Raw genomic sequence first — 13,795 nt, 5'->3', positions numbered from 1 at the left:
CATGAAACATTTGACCCTCCTGGGCCTCGTGGCGGTCGCGCTGGCGGCTTGCCAGAGCGCACCCCCTGTTGCCCGCCAGCAGACGCCGAGTTTCTATGCCTCGATGGCCAAGCCTGACGCCGCTGTCGATGTGGGAATGGCGCGGGACATGATCAGTGCCTATCGCCGCAATAAAGGTCTGGGCCCCCTGACGATCGACCCCGACCTGCAGGCGGCCGCCGAGGCCGAGGCCGAGGCCATGGCGAAAGCCGACAAGCCCAGTTCCGCCGACGCGTTCAAGGCCCGGCTCGTCGCTGGGGGGCACAAGGCCCCGGCGGCGAACCTCTCGGCCGGGTATCATACCCTTGCGGAGGCCTTTTCGGGGTGGCGTGAAAGCCCTCAGCACGACCGGGTGCTGACGGATCCGCAAGCGTCCCGGATCGGGATCGCAACGGCCTATACGCCCAATTCCAAATACAAGGTCTACTGGGCTCTCGTCGTGGCCGCCGACAAGCGCTGAACCTTCTGCCCGAACAAAGTCACGGCGTGGCCGTTGATTGTTGCAAGCTTCAGTTTATGAAGCATCTCCTCGGGCGGAGGAAATATGTCGATGTGGCGCCAGACCGTCATAGGCCTTGTGGGTAACCGCACATGTGGCTGATCCGTCTTTACGTCCGCGTTCTTGGCCAGCTGGGCTCGGACCTCCGAATTGGAGCGCTTCTGGCGCTTGCCAATGTCGCCTTGGCCATCTCGGCCTTCGCCGAGCCGATCCTCTTCGGCCGGATCATCGATGTGCTGACGCGAGCGCAAACCCCCAATGCTCCGCCGATCACGTTCTCGGTGCTCACGCCGCTGATCGTGGCGTGGGTGGCCTTCGGCTTCTTTTCCATCGGTGCCGGAGTCCTGGTGGCGCTCCATGCGGATAAGCTGTCCCACCGTCGGCGACTGGCGGTGATCGCCAATTATTTCGAGCACGTGCTCGAATTGCCCTTGGCGTTCCATACATCGACCCATTCCGGCCGCGTCCTGAAGGTCATGCTTGAAGGCTCGAATGGCATGGCGTGGCTATGGCTGGGCTTTTTCCGCGAGCATTTCGCGGCCCTTGTGGCGCTCGTCATCCTTCTGCCCCTGACGGTCTTCCTCAACTGGCGGCTCGGGCTGCTCCTCGTTGCGCTGATGGTGGTTTTCGCCATCCTGACCACCATCGTGCTCAGAAAGACCGAAAGCCTTCAGGGCGCTGTCGAACGCTATCACTCCAGCCTCGCGGAGCACGCGTCGGATGCTCTGGGCAACGTTCCGGTGATCCAGTCCTTCACCCGCGTCGAGGCGGAAGCGGGCTCCCTCCGCGCAATCATCGGACAGCTTCTCCAGGCCCAGAATCCGGTTCTGTCCTGGTGGGCCCTTGCGTCCGTCGCTTCGCGGGCTTCCGCGACGATCACGGTCACGGCCGTCTTCCTGGTCGGCACGGCGCTCCACCTGAACGGACTTGCGACGATCGGCGAAGTGGTCATGTTCATGAGCATCGCCACGATGCTGATCGCCCGGCTGGAGCAAGCGGTGAGCTTCGTCAACCAGCTCTTCATGCAAGCGCCGAAAATGCGGGAATTCTTCGAGATTCTCGATACGGCGCCGGTGGTTCACGACCGGCCCAACGCCAAGCATGTGCAGCGCTTCAACGGTCAGGTCGGCTTCGAAGACGTCAGCTTCTCCTATGACGGCAAACGTCCCGCCATCCAGGACGTGACCTTCACGGTTCAGCCGGGCGAGACGGTCGCGCTCGTGGGCTCAACCGGTTCGGGCAAATCGACCACGCTCGGACTTCTCCATCGGGCCTTCGACCCCCAATCGGGCACGATCCGGATCGACGGCGACGATATCCGGGATCTGAGCTTGGCCTCTCTCCGGCGCAACATCGGCGTGGTCTTCCAGGAGCCGATGCTGTTTGCGCGCTCGATCCGTGAGAACCTGCAGGTCGGGCGTCCCGATGCGACGGATGCCGAGATGATCGAGGCCCTCGAACGCGCCCAGGCAATCGAGTTCATTGCCCGTCAGACATCGGGACTCGATACGCTGATCGGCGAGCGAGGGCGTTCCCTTTCCGGCGGTGAGCGCCAGCGCCTTTCGATTGCGCGGGCGCTCTTGAAGAATCCGCCCATTCTCATTCTTGACGAGGCAACGAGCGCCCTTGATGCGGCAACCGAGCGCAAGCTGCAGCTGGCGCTCGACGAGGTCATGAAGGGCCGGACGACCTTCGTGATCGCCCACCGCCTCGCCACGATCCGCAATGCCGACCGGATCCTGGTCTTCGATCAGGGCAGGATCATCGAAGCCGGTGCGTTCGATGAGCTTGTGGCCCGAGGCGGCCGGTTCGCGGAATTGGCCAAAGCCCAGTTCATGGCGAGCGACACACCGTCGGAACCGGCGGCGCCCGAACCTGTGGCGATTCCCGCCCAGTAGGCCGGTGCCCGCAAGGCCGGAAATCAGGTTTGCGCCCGGCGCGCGCCTGAAGCCTCGTCAGCCTTCCTGGCAATCGCCAGGGGCATGATGCGAAGCGCCGTGATCCGGTTGCGCGACTTGCGCAGGACCTGGAAGCGGAATCCATGGAAGGTGAAGATCTGCCCCGTATCAGGGATGGCCTGCGCCTCGTGGATCACAAGCCCGGCGATGGTGGTTGCTTCCTCATCCGGCAGGTTCCAGTCCATGACCCGGTTGAGGTCGCGGATCGGGACGGAACCGTCGACGTTGACGGATCCGTTCGGTTGGGGACGGACACCCTGCACCGAGAGATCGTGCTCATCCTTGATGTCGCCGACGATCTCCTCGAGAATATCCTCGAGGGTAATAAGGCCCATGACCTCGCCGTATTCGTCCACCACGAGGGCGAAATGGGTTTTCTTGGCAAGGAAAGCCTTGAGCTGGTCACGCAGCGAAGTGGTGTCGGGCACGAACCAGCTTTCGAGCGCAATGGTCTCGACCTCGAGCCTTCCCGCATCGCCGCCGACCGCGTCCAGCGCCCGCAGAAGATCCTTGGCGTGAAGGACGCCGATGATGTTTTCCTGGCTGCCGCGCCAAAGCGGCATGCGCGTATAGGGTGAGGACAGGACCTCCCGGACGATTTCTTCGGAGGAGAGATCGGCGTTGATGGTCCTCATCTTCGTGCGGTGGACCATGACCTCGGACACAGTGAGCTCTTCGAGATCGAGAAGGCCTCCCATCATGTCCCGCTCGACCTTCGCGACGTTTCCTTCCTTGTGGAGAAGGTCGAGCTGCCCGCGCATCTCCTCGCTCGCGGACAGAATCGGCGTATTGGCGCCGATATGGATTCCGAAGGGGCGCAGCATCAGCCGCACCAGACGCTCGATGGCGATCGCCAGAGGGCCGATAATGGCAACGACCCACGACATGGGCCGCGACAGGGCCAGGGAAACCGTATCGGGAGACGAGATGGCGATGGTCTTCGGAAGCACTTCCGCAAAGACGATTACCAGGACCGACATGATCACGGTCGCGTAGAGCGCTCCGCCATCGCCGAAGATGGCCACGAGAACGCTCGTGGCAAAGGCCGAGACGCCGATATTGACGATGTTGTTGCCGATCAGGACGGTGCCGATGAAGCGCTCCCGCATTAAGAGCAGGCGGGTCACCAGAGTGGCACGCTTGTCGCCGCTCTTTTCCAGAAACAGCATCCTGGCCCGGGACGCGCCGGTAAAGGCCGTTTCTCCGGCGGAGAAGAAGGCTGACAGGAGCAGGCAGAAGACCACGACCAGGGCCGCGATCCAGAGCTCGCTGGAAGAATCCTCAATCATGGTTACGCTATGTTGCTTTCACGCGCGAGAAACGACCGAACCTTATCGACTGCGATCCCGGAGGCGATGAAGCTTTGGCCGATTCCCCGGGCCAGGATGAAGGTGAGGGCGCCGCCCTTGACCTTCTTGTCCTGGGCCATGGCCTCGAGCAAATCCTCGACCGTGCCGCAGCCGCCCGGAACATGGTCCAGACGCGTGGGAAGTCCAGTGGCCGCAAGATGGGCCTCGACCCTCTCGGCATCGGCGGCGGGGCAAAGACCCAGCGCGGCGGAGAAGCGGAAGGCGAGACACAGGCCGATCGCGACGCCTTCCCCATGAACGAGTCTGGCCGAATCGTAGCGGGTGATCCGCTCCAAGGCATGGCCGAAGGTATGGCCCAAATTCAGGAGGGCCCGGTCTCCATCCTCACGTTCGTCGCGCACCACGACGGCCGCCTTCGCGCGGCAGCTCTGGGCCACCGCTTCGTCCCGCTCCGGCCCGCCGGAAAAAACCCCACGCCAATGGGTCTCGCACCAATCGAAAAAAGGAGCGTCGTCGATCAGGCCGTATTTCACGACCTCCGCATAACCGGCGCGCATCTCGCGAACCGGGAGCGTGTCGAGCGCCGCCGTGTCGGCCAGGACGAGACTGGGTTGGTGAAAGGCTCCGACCAGGTTCTTTCCGTAACGCGAGTTAATGCCGGTCTTGCCGCCGACGGAGGAATCGACCTGGGCCAGAAGGGACGTCGGCACCTGAACGAAGCGCACGCCTCTGCGAACCACCGCCGCCGCGAAGCCGGCCAGATCCCCGACGACGCCGCCGCCGAGAGCGATCACGAGATCGCCCCGTTCGATCTTGGCCCCCAGCAGGAAGTCGCAGACCTTTTCCAGCGAGGCGTAGGATTTCGTGGCCTCTCCGGGCGGAAGTGCGATGGTCGCCGTTTGCAGGCCCTGCCGCTGCAGCGCCTCCGTCAAGGCTTCCGCATAGAGCGGCCCGACATGCTCGTCCGTCACGATGGCGGCCGCGCGGGCCCCGAGCGCTGCGATCCGCATTCCGGCTCCGGACAGCAGGTTTCTCCCTACGAGAATGTCATAAGCCCTGTCGCCGAGGGGTACCGAAACCGTGATCGCCGGAGCGCCCGACAGCTTCGCCGTTACGCTGTTCACTTGGAGGAACTCCCTTGTGCCTCGAACCAGTCATGGAGGGCCTGAACGATCTCGGCGACGACCCGGTCGTGCGGGACCTCGTGCGAGTAAACCGTGATGTCGGCCGTTGCGTAGATCGGATAACGGATGTCCATGAGGTGGCGCATGGTTCCTTCCGGATCGGGGGTTTTCAGCAGGGGCCTGGTCGATCTTTTGCGAACCCGGCGCATCAGGACGTCGAGATCGGCCTTCAGCCAGACGGAAATCCCGGTTGCGGCGATCGCCGAGCGGGTTTCCTCGTTCATGAAGGCTCCGCCCCCCGTCGCCAGCACCATGGGGCCCTCGTGAAGCAGGCGGGCGATGACGCGCCGTTCCCCGTCCCGGAAATGCTCTTCCCCATGGGTGGCGAAGATGTCCGGGATCGTCATGCCTGCCGCGGCCTCGATTTCGTGATCCGCGTCCCGGAACGGGAGGCTGAGCTTCTGGGCAAGCCGACGGCCCACGGTACTTTTTCCGGCGCCCATCAGGCCGACGAGCACAAGGGAGCGCGAGCCGAGCTGGCGGGTGAGGGGATGGCCTCCCTGGCTTCGAGTGCCTTGCCCGCCGGCTTCATCCAGCGCGTTGAAGCGGCTGATCGTGTTCATGCTCCTGTCCTAGCACGAGGTCTCTGCCCTGTCACAGGACTGGATGCAGACATGGTCGAAAGGCTTGCGTTTCAACTCTCTGCATGGTTGTTGCAGGGAAACCTTGAAGAGAGCGCCGTGCCGACCCTATTCCGGTTCCTTGTTGTCGTTGCCGTCCTCGTTGGGATTGGCTTTGCCATTGTCTTCGCCTTGGCGACCTTTGTTGAACCCGAACCTCGGGAAATGACGGTGCCTATCCCGAGCAATCGCCTGACCTCTCCATGAGCGGCGCCCGGCACGCCAATCTCTTTCTGGATATGCTTGCCGCCGAGCGCGGCGCATCAAAGAATACGCTCGATGCGTATCGGCGTGATCTTGAGGATTATCTGGCTTTCCTGGCCGAAGAGGGCGCCCAGCCGGACGGAGCCTCGGCCGCCACGGTGCGGGGTTTCATGGCCAGCCTGGAGGAGAGAGGTCTCAAGGCCTCCTCGGCGGCCCGGCGCCTTTCCGCCGTACGACAATTCCACAAATTTCTTTACGTCGAGGGCTATGCTTCGGCGGATCCGACGGCGGCCGTGTCGGCTCCCAAACGCGCGCGAGCCTTGCCCAAGGTCCTCTCGGTTGATCAGGTCGATAACCTCCTGCGGGTCGCCCATCAGATGGCCGACCACGAAGACGCTCCCCCGGCGGAACGTCTTCGTGCCGCCCGCATGGCCTGCCTGCTGGAGCTTCTCTATGCAACCGGCCTTCGCGTTTCGGAACTCGTGTCCCTGCCGCGCAGCGCCGCGAAAACCCGTGATCGTTTCCTCGTCGTTCGGGGAAAGGGCGCAAAGGAACGCCTCGTTCCTCTGACCGAGGCGGCCCGGGCGGCGAGCCGCGCCTATCTGACCCTGCTCGAGGCGCGGGGCCGCGTGGACGGTCCTTGGCTTTTTCCGTCCGACAGCGAAAGCGGTCATCTGACGCGCCAGGCTTTCGCCCGTGACCTGAAGGCCGCCGCAGCGGCCGCCGGTCTTCGAACCGACAAGGTCAGCCCTCACGTCCTGCGCCACGCTTTTGCCAGCCATCTTCTCCAAAACGGCGCCGATCTGCGCATCGTGCAGGAGCTTCTCGGTCATTCCGACATCTCGACCACGCAGATCTACACCCACGTTCTTGACGAGCGCCTGAAGAGCATGGTGCGCGACCTGCACCCCCTTGCCGCACACGGGGCTCAAGAAGAGCAGGAACAATCATGAGGAAGGGGACAATGGGCATGTCCGGGACGAAAAGCGGCTTGACTGGGGAAGCAGAAGCAAATGCCTCTCCCTCTCGCCTGATCGATGCGAGGATCGAGGAGTTGGGCGATTGGCGCGGTGAGACCCTTGCTCGGATTCGTCGTCTCATCAAGCAGGCCGTCCCCGAAGTGGTCGAGGAATGGAAGTGGCGAGGAGTTCCGGTGTGGTCGCTCGCCGGGATTATCTGCACGGGCGAGACGTACAAGAACGTGGTGAAGATGACCTTCGTCAAGGGAGCCTCTCTGGAGGATCCTTCCAGCCTCTTCAACGCCAGCCTCGAGGGAAATACTAGGCGAGCCATCGATTTTCATGAGGGCGCCAGCTTCGATGAAGAGGCGCTGAAGGCGCTCATTCGTGCCGCCGTGACCCTGAATACGTCCAAGGCGGACCAGCGGCGTAAAAGTGCGCCGGTTCGTCCCGGTGCTTGAGCCCATAGGCGACAATAAGGAATGCGTATTCGGACCAAGGTCCGGCAGGAAAATTGCGAGGCTCGCCCCCACCAATGGCAAGCACCGTCAAGATCGCTCGTGCGACAGTATGCCGTTCGTGGATAAGCTAGAACCGACCTCCCCTCCTGACGTTACACGTGTCCAAGATGAATCATCATGGAGCTGTTATGATGGCTAGTCGTTCTGGATCTTCGAACCGTGGCTTCGGCTCGATGGACAAGGAGAAGCAGCACGAGATTTCACGCAAAGGCGGGGAAAGCGTGTCTGCGGAAGACCGGTCCTTCTCGAAGGACCGTAATCAAGCCAGCGAGGCCGGCCGTAAAGGCGGTCAGAATTCGCGCGGCGGCAACCGCTAGCCGTTGCCTTTTCTCGCACATCGCCACTTGGGAGGGCCGCCGCCGGGCGGCCCTTTCACTTCCTGATCCGTGTCAGAAGAAAAACACCCTGTTCCCCTAGGAGATTCCATACCCACCAGGGCAGGGTGACACGAACCGGATGCCCGCCGGCGTCAAGGGCGGCCGCCTTTTCCATCCGGGCTCCGACTTCCCGGCAGAGTTCGACGAAGTCCCGGATGGTGCAGAAATGGATGTTCGGCGTGTTGTGCCACGCATAGGGCAGGTTCTCCGTGACCGGCATCCTCCCCTTCAGCAAAAGATCCAGGCGGACCCGCCAATGGCCGAAGTTCGGAAAGGACACGATGGCGTGCCGCCCGATGCGGAGCAATTGCTCAAGAACGATCTTCGGTTGGCGCGTCGCCTGGATTGTCTGGGACAGGATCACGTAATCGAACGCATCGTCCGGATAATCGGCGAGGTCCGTGTCGGCGTCCCCCTGAATGACCGGCAGACCTTTGGCGAGGCAGGCATTGACGCCCTCACGGGAAAGTTCGATCCCGCGCCCATCGACACTCTTGGTGTCGCGCAGAAGGGCGAGCAGGGAGCCATCGCCGCAGCCGATATCGAGAACGCGCGATCCGGGCGCCACCATATCGGCGACAAGAAGGAAATCGAGCCTTGCCCCGTCTGAAATGGCGTCGGGAGAGGAGAATGTCGCGGCGTCCGTCATGCAAGGCCTCTGGCACGGGCGGCCGCGTCGATGAAGCCCCGGGTTGCCGCAAACATCTCCGGCTCGTCCAGCAGGAAGGCGTCATGACCCTTGTCGCTGTCGATCTCGACAAAGCCGACAGAGGCCGCGGCCGCGTTCAGGGCGTGGACGATCGCGCGTGAATCGGAGGTTGGGAACAGCCAATCCGACGTAAAGGAAATCACGCAAAAGCGCGTTGCCGATCCTTTGAAGGCACGGGCCAGGCTGCCGTCGTGCTCGGCCGCGAGGTCGAAGTAGTCCATCGCCCGAGTGACATAGAGGTAGGAATTGGCATCGAACCGCTCGACGAAGGAAAGCCCCTGGTAGCGCAGGTAGCTCTCGATCTGGAAATCCGCATCGAACGAGAAGGTGGGAGCGCTTCGGTCCTGGTAATTGCGTCCGAACTTCCGGTGCAGCGCCATCTCGGACAGATAGGTGATGTGCGCTCCCATGCGGGCGACGGCGAGGCCCTTGGTCGGCCGGGTCCCCTCGACCAGATAGCGGCCGCCGCGCCAGTCGGGATCCGCCATCACCGCCTGCCGGCCCACTTCATGGAATGCGATGTTCTGCGCCGAGTGGCGAGCGGCCGTGGCGATCGGCAGAGCCGCGAAGACCCGGTCCGGATAGCTCGCTGCCCATTGCAGCACCTGCATGCCGCCCATGGAGCCGCCGACGACGCAAAAGAGGGTCTCGATGCCGAGCCGATCGATCAAGGCCGCTTGCGCCCTGACCATGTCCCGGATGGTGATCACCGGAAAGTCCACCGCGTAGGGCAACCCCGTCCGCGGATCGGTCGACGCCGGACCCGTCGTGCCCATGCAGCCGCCGATGACGTTGGCGCAGATAACGAAAAACCGGTCCGTATCCACAGGCCGTCCCGGCCCGACCATGGTGGTCCACCAGCCGGGCTTCCCCGTCACCGGACTGACATTGGCCACATGTTGATCGCCCGTCAGAGCGTGACAGATCAGGACAGCGTTCGACTTGTCGGCATTCAGGGCCCCATAGGTCTGATAGGCGATCTGCCAAGGGCCGACCGGCACGCCGGCATCGAGCATGAGCGGTTCGTCTGCGGAAAACCGCGCCACAAGGCTCGATGGATCATCGACCTGGCTTCGGGGCTCCGGCGTTTGAAAGGCGCTGTTCATGCTCGACATAGCGGAAGCGTTCGACATTCCGAACAGCGGTAAAGCGGAGACGGGCCGAGGTCAACGAACATAAGGCCTCAGCAGCGGCCCAGCCATGCGATTTGAGACTTGGCAGGGGGGCGGGAGGCTGCGAAGAAGAACGCCAGCGTTCAGGAACGACCATGTCCACCGATAAGCCCATTCCCAATCTTGCAGAGTTGCGCCAGGAGATCGACCGGATCGACGAAGCCATGCATCGCCTCCTGATGGAGCGCGGCACCATCATCGACAGGCTGATCTCGGTCAAGAAGACATCCGAATCCGGCTCGGCTTTCCGGCCCGGCCGTGAAGCTTCGATGATGCGGGCGCTGGCGGGAAGGCATGAGGGACTTCTGCCCCTCGACACCGTGGAGAGCATCTGGCGGGTCATCATCGCGACCTTCACCTATGTGCAGGCTCCCTACGCAGTCCATGCGGATATCTCCGGCGGTGATGCCCCCATGCGGGATTCCGCCCGGTTTCACTTCGGGTTTACCGTGCCGTATGTCAGCCATCCCAGCGCCTTGGCAGTCATCGAGGCGGTTGCCGGCGGGCGAGGGGACCTGGGTATTTTCCGGATCGACCAAGGAGCCTCGAGCGGTGCCTGGTGGCGCACCCTGGCCGACAAGGACCAGCCCAAGATCATCGCGCGCCTGCCGTTCATCGAGCGTCCCGACCATCCGGCGGGGACGCCGGTTTTCGTCATTTCGAAGCCATTGACGGATGCCGCCGTGCGCGACGTGGTTCTCTATGCCGCGCAGTTCGAGCGCTGGCACAAGGATGTCACCGGCGCTCTGGCCGCTCTCGGCGGCGAGGCGGTCGCCAGTGCCGCGGATGCCTATGGACTCTCGGTCCTGATCGCCGCCCCCGGCGCGCTTCCGGCGGCGCAGCTGCAGACCGCCCTCACCGATGCCGGCGCGAGCCTCGCGCAGCTCGTCGAAATCGGCAGCCACGCCGAACGTTTCCACGTGAAATGATCGCAAAGCTGCGCTAGAGCCAGACCCGACAACCATTCCCCTCTAGGAAAGCGTCCCATGCCCGCCCGTCCCGAACCCCGTCCAGGTGTCATGAAGATCGATGCCTATGTGCCCGGCAAGAGCAAGGCCTCGGGGGTGGCGAAGATCCACAAGCTCTCGTCCAATGAAACGCCCCTCGGACCGTCGCAGAAGGCCATCGAAGCCCTTCGCAGCTTCGATCACCTCGAGCTTTATCCCGATGGAACGGCAACGCAGCTGCGGGAGGCGATTGGCGCAAAGTACGGCCTCGATCCCCATCGGATCATTTGCGGATCCGGCTCGGACGAGCTCTTGTCCCTGATCACGAGCACCTATGTGGGGCCGGGAGACGAGGGCATCTTCAGCGAGCACGGCTTCCTGGTGTACCGCATCGCCATTCTGGCCGCCGGCGGCGTTCCCGTGGTGGCGAAGGAAAAGGACTACCGCGCGGATGTCGATGCGATCCTCGCTCAGGTGACTCCGAAGACCAAGATCGTCTTTCTCGCCAACCCGAACAACCCGACCGGCACCTACCTGCCTTTCGACGAGGTGAAGCGGCTGCATGCGGGCCTGCCCTCCCACGTGGTGCTGGTGCTCGACGCCGCCTATGCGGAATATGTGCGCCGGAACGACTACGAGGCGGGCCTGGAGCTCGTCGCGACGGCCGAAAACGTCGTGATGACCCGGACGTTCTCGAAAATCTACGGCCTGGCCAATCTGCGCATCGGCTGGATGGTGGCGCCGGCTCACATCATCGATGCGGTCAACCGGATCCGGGGCCCCTTCAACGTCAACGGGCCGGCCATGGCGGCGGGCGTCGCGGCGATCCAGGACGATGCGCATATCGCACGAGCCATCGAGCACAACGAAACGTGGCTCGCGTGGCTGACGCGGGAGCTCGAAGCCCTGGGCCTGACGGTCACCCCCAGCGTCGGCAATTTCCTCCTGGTTCACTTTCCTCAGCAGGATGGCCGGACGGCCAAGGATGCCGATGCGTTCCTCACGAGCCGTGGCCTGATCCTGCGCCGGATCGATGCCTATGGGCTGCCCCATGCCCTTCGGCTGACCATCGGCGACGAAGAAGCAAACCGGCTGGTGGTCGAGACCTTGCGCGAATTCCTGGGGCAGGGCGACCATGCCTGAGCGTCTTGGTCCGCCGCGTGAAACGCCCCTCTTCGACCGGGTGGCGCTGATCGGCATCGGCCTGATCGGCTCCTCCATCGCCCGCGCCGTCCGCCATCTGAACCTTGCGCGCACCATCGTGGCGGTCGACCGCGATGAAAACGTCGTCGCGCGCGTCAGGGAGCTGGGCTTTGCCGACGATGCGACATCCGATGCCGCAGCCGGCGTGACCGGCGCCGATCTGGTGATTCTGTGCGTGCCGGTGGGTGCCTGCGGGGCGGTGGCCGCCGTTATTGCGAAGAGCCTGAAGCCGGGAGCCATCCTGTCGGACGTCGGCTCGGTGAAGGGCTCCGTGATCGCCCAGGTTCAGCCTCATCTGCCGGAGGACGTGTCCTTCGTCCCCGCGCATCCCGTCGCAGGGACGGAGCATTCAGGGCCCGATGCGGGCTTCGCGACGCTGTTCTTCAATCGCTGGTGCATTCTGACCCCGCCGGAGAACACCCCGGACGGTGCCGTCGAGCGCGTCCGGGAGTTCTGGTCGGCCATGGGGTCGAACGTCGAGGTCATGACGGCACAGCACCATGACCTCGTGCTGGCGATCACGAGCCATGTGCCGCATCTCATCGCCTACAATATCGTCGGGACGGCGGCCGATCTCGAAACGGTCACCCAATCGGAAGTGATCAAGTTCTCGGCCGGCGGCTTCCGTGACTTTACCCGCATTGCCGCGTCCGACCCGACCATGTGGCGGGACGTCTTCCTGCACAACAAGGAAGCCGTGCTCGAGATGCTGGGGCGTCTGAACGAGGACATCGCGCTCCTGGCCCGCGCCATACGCTGGGGCGAGGGAGACAAGCTTTTCGATCTGTTTACCCGGACCCGCGCGATTCGCCGGGGCATCATTTCCGTCGGGCAGGAAACGCCGGAGCCCGATTTCGGACGCCGGCGCGACGGTCAGTAGATCGCCGGCAGCTTGACGCTCGGGATCACGAAGGGGCCAAGCGCCAGAAAACCGTTGTCGAAGCGCAAGGGGGGCAGCGGAGTCAGGGCCGGCTGATCGGTCCCGGCATTGTTTCGGCGGCCTTGGCCGAGGAGCGCTCCCAGCAGCGCTCCGCCGGAGCGGTTGCCCGTGAGGGCTCCGAGAAGACCGTCCAGGCCGGAGGCCGAGACATTGAGCATGCCCGAGGGGCGGTGCTCCGGGTCGAGGCCAAGCTCACCCTTCGCTTCGACCCGGCGCGTGCCTTTGCTCAGAGCCAGCATTTCAACCGCGAGCCGCCCGCCGTCGCTGCGCCAGCGCTCCAGCTCCTCCGCGATCGGCCGTCCACGAAATCCCTCTGCCTGGGTGATCGTGAGATCCGCCCGCAGGTCGGTCGGTTCCGAGCCGCCGAGCAGGCTATCGAGGGCCGGGACCTGGGCCTTCTCCAGGGACAGGGCCACGTCGTAGGCTTGTTCCTGTCCGCGCGAGGGATCCGGACGCAGGTGAAATTCCGTTTCCTTGTTCTTGAGCACGATCGGATCGGGGGTCAGGCCCGTGACCGTGAAGGTGGGGTTGTTGGCGACGGCCGAGAGGCGCTGGAGGCCCGTGGCGCTCGCATGAACGCTGGTCTGGAGAAGGTCCCAGCGGCCTTCCAGGGTCGATCTGCCGTCGGTCAGGCGCAAGGGCCCCTCGATTTCCGTGATGATGAACCGGGGCTGATACACCTGTGCCACCGACTCGACCCGCCCGAACGAGGCGTTCACCGTTCCATGGGTCAGCCCGAGGGAGCCGCAGGTGACCTCGATCCGGAACGGGAAACCGCGAACGGTTCGATCCTGGCAGGTCCATTGCCGGCCGGCCTTCGCCTCCAGACCGAACCAGGTGTCGATGGACTCTGTGGTCCTGCTACGGATGACGAACCATCCGATGCTCCAGGCGATCGCCACCAGAAGCAGAAGGGCGAACGGGGTATAGAGCCAGAAGCGGCTGGAGCGGGCATTCTCTGCGGCGGCCTTGCCCATTGCGGGTCTCCTATTGTGTCGCTTCCGTGTAACTGCTAGCGCAGGGATCGCCATCTGGATTGACGGTTTTGGCGGTCCACAGGCTTCCATAAGGGAGAGCGGGACCAGAGGCAAAACCGATCCCTGATGCGGCTCCAGTTCTAGTGCCCGATCCGGGCAAGGTTCGGGCATATCGG

15 protein-coding genes are annotated in these 13,795 nt (G+C 63.7%); 9 read left to right on the top strand and 6 right to left on the bottom strand.

The features are described from left to right. Window position 1 precedes the first annotated feature (1 nt). Both LJD17_RS20815 and LJD17_RS20810 read left to right on the top strand, forming a co-directional pair. On the top strand, window positions 2-499 hold the full coding sequence (locus LJD17_RS20815; RefSeq protein WP_227386116.1) for a CAP domain-containing protein: 498 nt from the start codon (window positions 2-4) through the stop codon (window positions 497-499). Window positions 500-630: 131 nt separating this feature from the next. Then, on the top strand, window positions 631-2,436 hold the full coding sequence (locus LJD17_RS20810) for a glucan ABC transporter ATP-binding protein/ permease (protein ID WP_227386115.1): 1,806 nt from the start codon (window positions 631-633) through the stop codon (window positions 2,434-2,436). Window positions 2,437-2,459: 23 nt separating this feature from the next. On the opposite strand, the gene LJD17_RS20805 is transcribed toward LJD17_RS20810, so the two are convergent. From LJD17_RS20805 to LJD17_RS20795, 3 genes are read right to left on the bottom strand one after another with little or no spacing between them, the layout of a single operon-like run. Beyond that, complete coding sequence (locus tag LJD17_RS20805) at window positions 2,460-3,785, bottom strand: HlyC/CorC family transporter (RefSeq protein WP_227386114.1); 1,326 nt, start codon at window positions 3,783-3,785, stop codon at window positions 2,460-2,462. A gap of 2 nt (window positions 3,786-3,787) precedes the next feature. Continuing rightward, window positions 3,788-4,930, bottom strand: coding sequence for a 3-dehydroquinate synthase (aroB, locus tag LJD17_RS20800; protein WP_227386113.1), 1,143 nt, complete (start codon window positions 4,928-4,930; stop codon window positions 3,788-3,790). Then, complete coding sequence (locus LJD17_RS20795) at window positions 4,927-5,553, bottom strand: shikimate kinase (protein WP_227386112.1); 627 nt, start codon at window positions 5,551-5,553, stop codon at window positions 4,927-4,929. Before LJD17_RS20795 ends, aroB begins: the two co-directional genes overlap by 4 nt. A gap of 117 nt (window positions 5,554-5,670) precedes the next feature. Between LJD17_RS20795 and LJD17_RS20790 the strand changes: the two genes are divergently transcribed. The 4 genes from LJD17_RS20790 (at window position 5,671) to LJD17_RS20775 (ending at window position 7,611) form a co-directional block, all read left to right on the top strand. Then, complete coding sequence (locus LJD17_RS20790; protein ID WP_227386152.1) at window positions 5,671-5,817, top strand: histidine kinase; 147 nt, start codon at window positions 5,671-5,673, stop codon at window positions 5,815-5,817. After that, window positions 5,814-6,767 carry a site-specific tyrosine recombinase XerD gene (gene xerD / locus LJD17_RS20785; protein WP_227386111.1) on the top strand — a complete coding sequence of 318 codons (954 nt, stop codon included), beginning with the start codon at window positions 5,814-5,816 and terminating at the stop codon, window positions 6,765-6,767. Before LJD17_RS20790 ends, xerD begins: the two co-directional genes overlap by 4 nt. Next, entirely contained in the window at window positions 6,764-7,234 is a 471-nt protein-coding gene (locus tag LJD17_RS20780; protein WP_227386110.1) for a DUF1801 domain-containing protein, read from the top strand. The genes xerD and LJD17_RS20780 overlap by 4 nt, the downstream gene beginning before the upstream one ends. Window positions 7,235-7,401: 167 nt before the next feature. Further along, on the top strand, window positions 7,402-7,611 hold the full coding sequence (locus LJD17_RS20775) for a con-10 family general stress protein (protein WP_319799715.1): 210 nt from the start codon (window positions 7,402-7,404) through the stop codon (window positions 7,609-7,611). A gap of 55 nt (window positions 7,612-7,666) precedes the next feature. Here the strand turns inward: LJD17_RS20775 and metW are convergent, their stop codons facing one another. Both metW and metX read right to left on the bottom strand, forming a co-directional pair. Continuing rightward, window positions 7,667-8,320, bottom strand: coding sequence for a methionine biosynthesis protein MetW (metW, locus tag LJD17_RS20770; RefSeq protein ID WP_227386109.1), 654 nt, complete (start codon window positions 8,318-8,320; stop codon window positions 7,667-7,669). After that, entirely contained in the window at window positions 8,317-9,495 is a 1,179-nt protein-coding gene (metX, locus tag LJD17_RS20765) for a homoserine O-acetyltransferase MetX (RefSeq protein WP_227386108.1), read from the bottom strand. The genes metW and metX overlap by 4 nt, the downstream gene beginning before the upstream one ends. Window positions 9,496-9,647: 152 nt before the next feature. Here metX and LJD17_RS20760 point away from each other — a divergent pair, with 152 nt between their 5' ends. From LJD17_RS20760 to LJD17_RS20750, 3 genes are read left to right on the top strand one after another with little or no spacing between them, the layout of a single operon-like run. Then, the gene (locus LJD17_RS20760) at window positions 9,648-10,481 is read left to right on the top strand and encodes a chorismate mutase (RefSeq protein WP_227386107.1); all 834 of its coding nucleotides are present in this window, start codon (window positions 9,648-9,650) and stop codon (window positions 10,479-10,481) included. A gap of 57 nt (window positions 10,482-10,538) precedes the next feature. Further along, entirely contained in the window at window positions 10,539-11,642 is a 1,104-nt protein-coding gene (hisC, locus tag LJD17_RS20755; protein ID WP_227386106.1) for a histidinol-phosphate transaminase, read from the top strand. Continuing rightward, window positions 11,635-12,582, top strand: coding sequence for a prephenate/arogenate dehydrogenase family protein (locus LJD17_RS20750; RefSeq protein WP_227386105.1), 948 nt, complete (start codon window positions 11,635-11,637; stop codon window positions 12,580-12,582). The genes hisC and LJD17_RS20750 overlap by 8 nt, the downstream gene beginning before the upstream one ends. On the opposite strand, the gene LJD17_RS20745 is transcribed toward LJD17_RS20750, so the two are convergent. Next, window positions 12,576-13,619 (bottom strand): DUF2125 domain-containing protein, encoded by a 1,044-nt coding sequence (locus tag LJD17_RS20745; RefSeq protein WP_227386104.1) that lies wholly within the window; start codon window positions 13,617-13,619, stop codon window positions 12,576-12,578. The two genes, LJD17_RS20750 and LJD17_RS20745, sit on opposite strands and share 7 nt — an antisense overlap. Window positions 13,620-13,795: the final 176 nt, after the last annotated feature.

Origin of the sequence: Microvirga rosea, from assembly GCF_020595095.1 — a bacterium.
Classification (GTDB): domain Bacteria; phylum Pseudomonadota; class Alphaproteobacteria; order Rhizobiales; family Beijerinckiaceae; genus Microvirga; species Microvirga rosea.
This window is presented reverse-complemented; position numbering and strand designations above follow the sequence as displayed.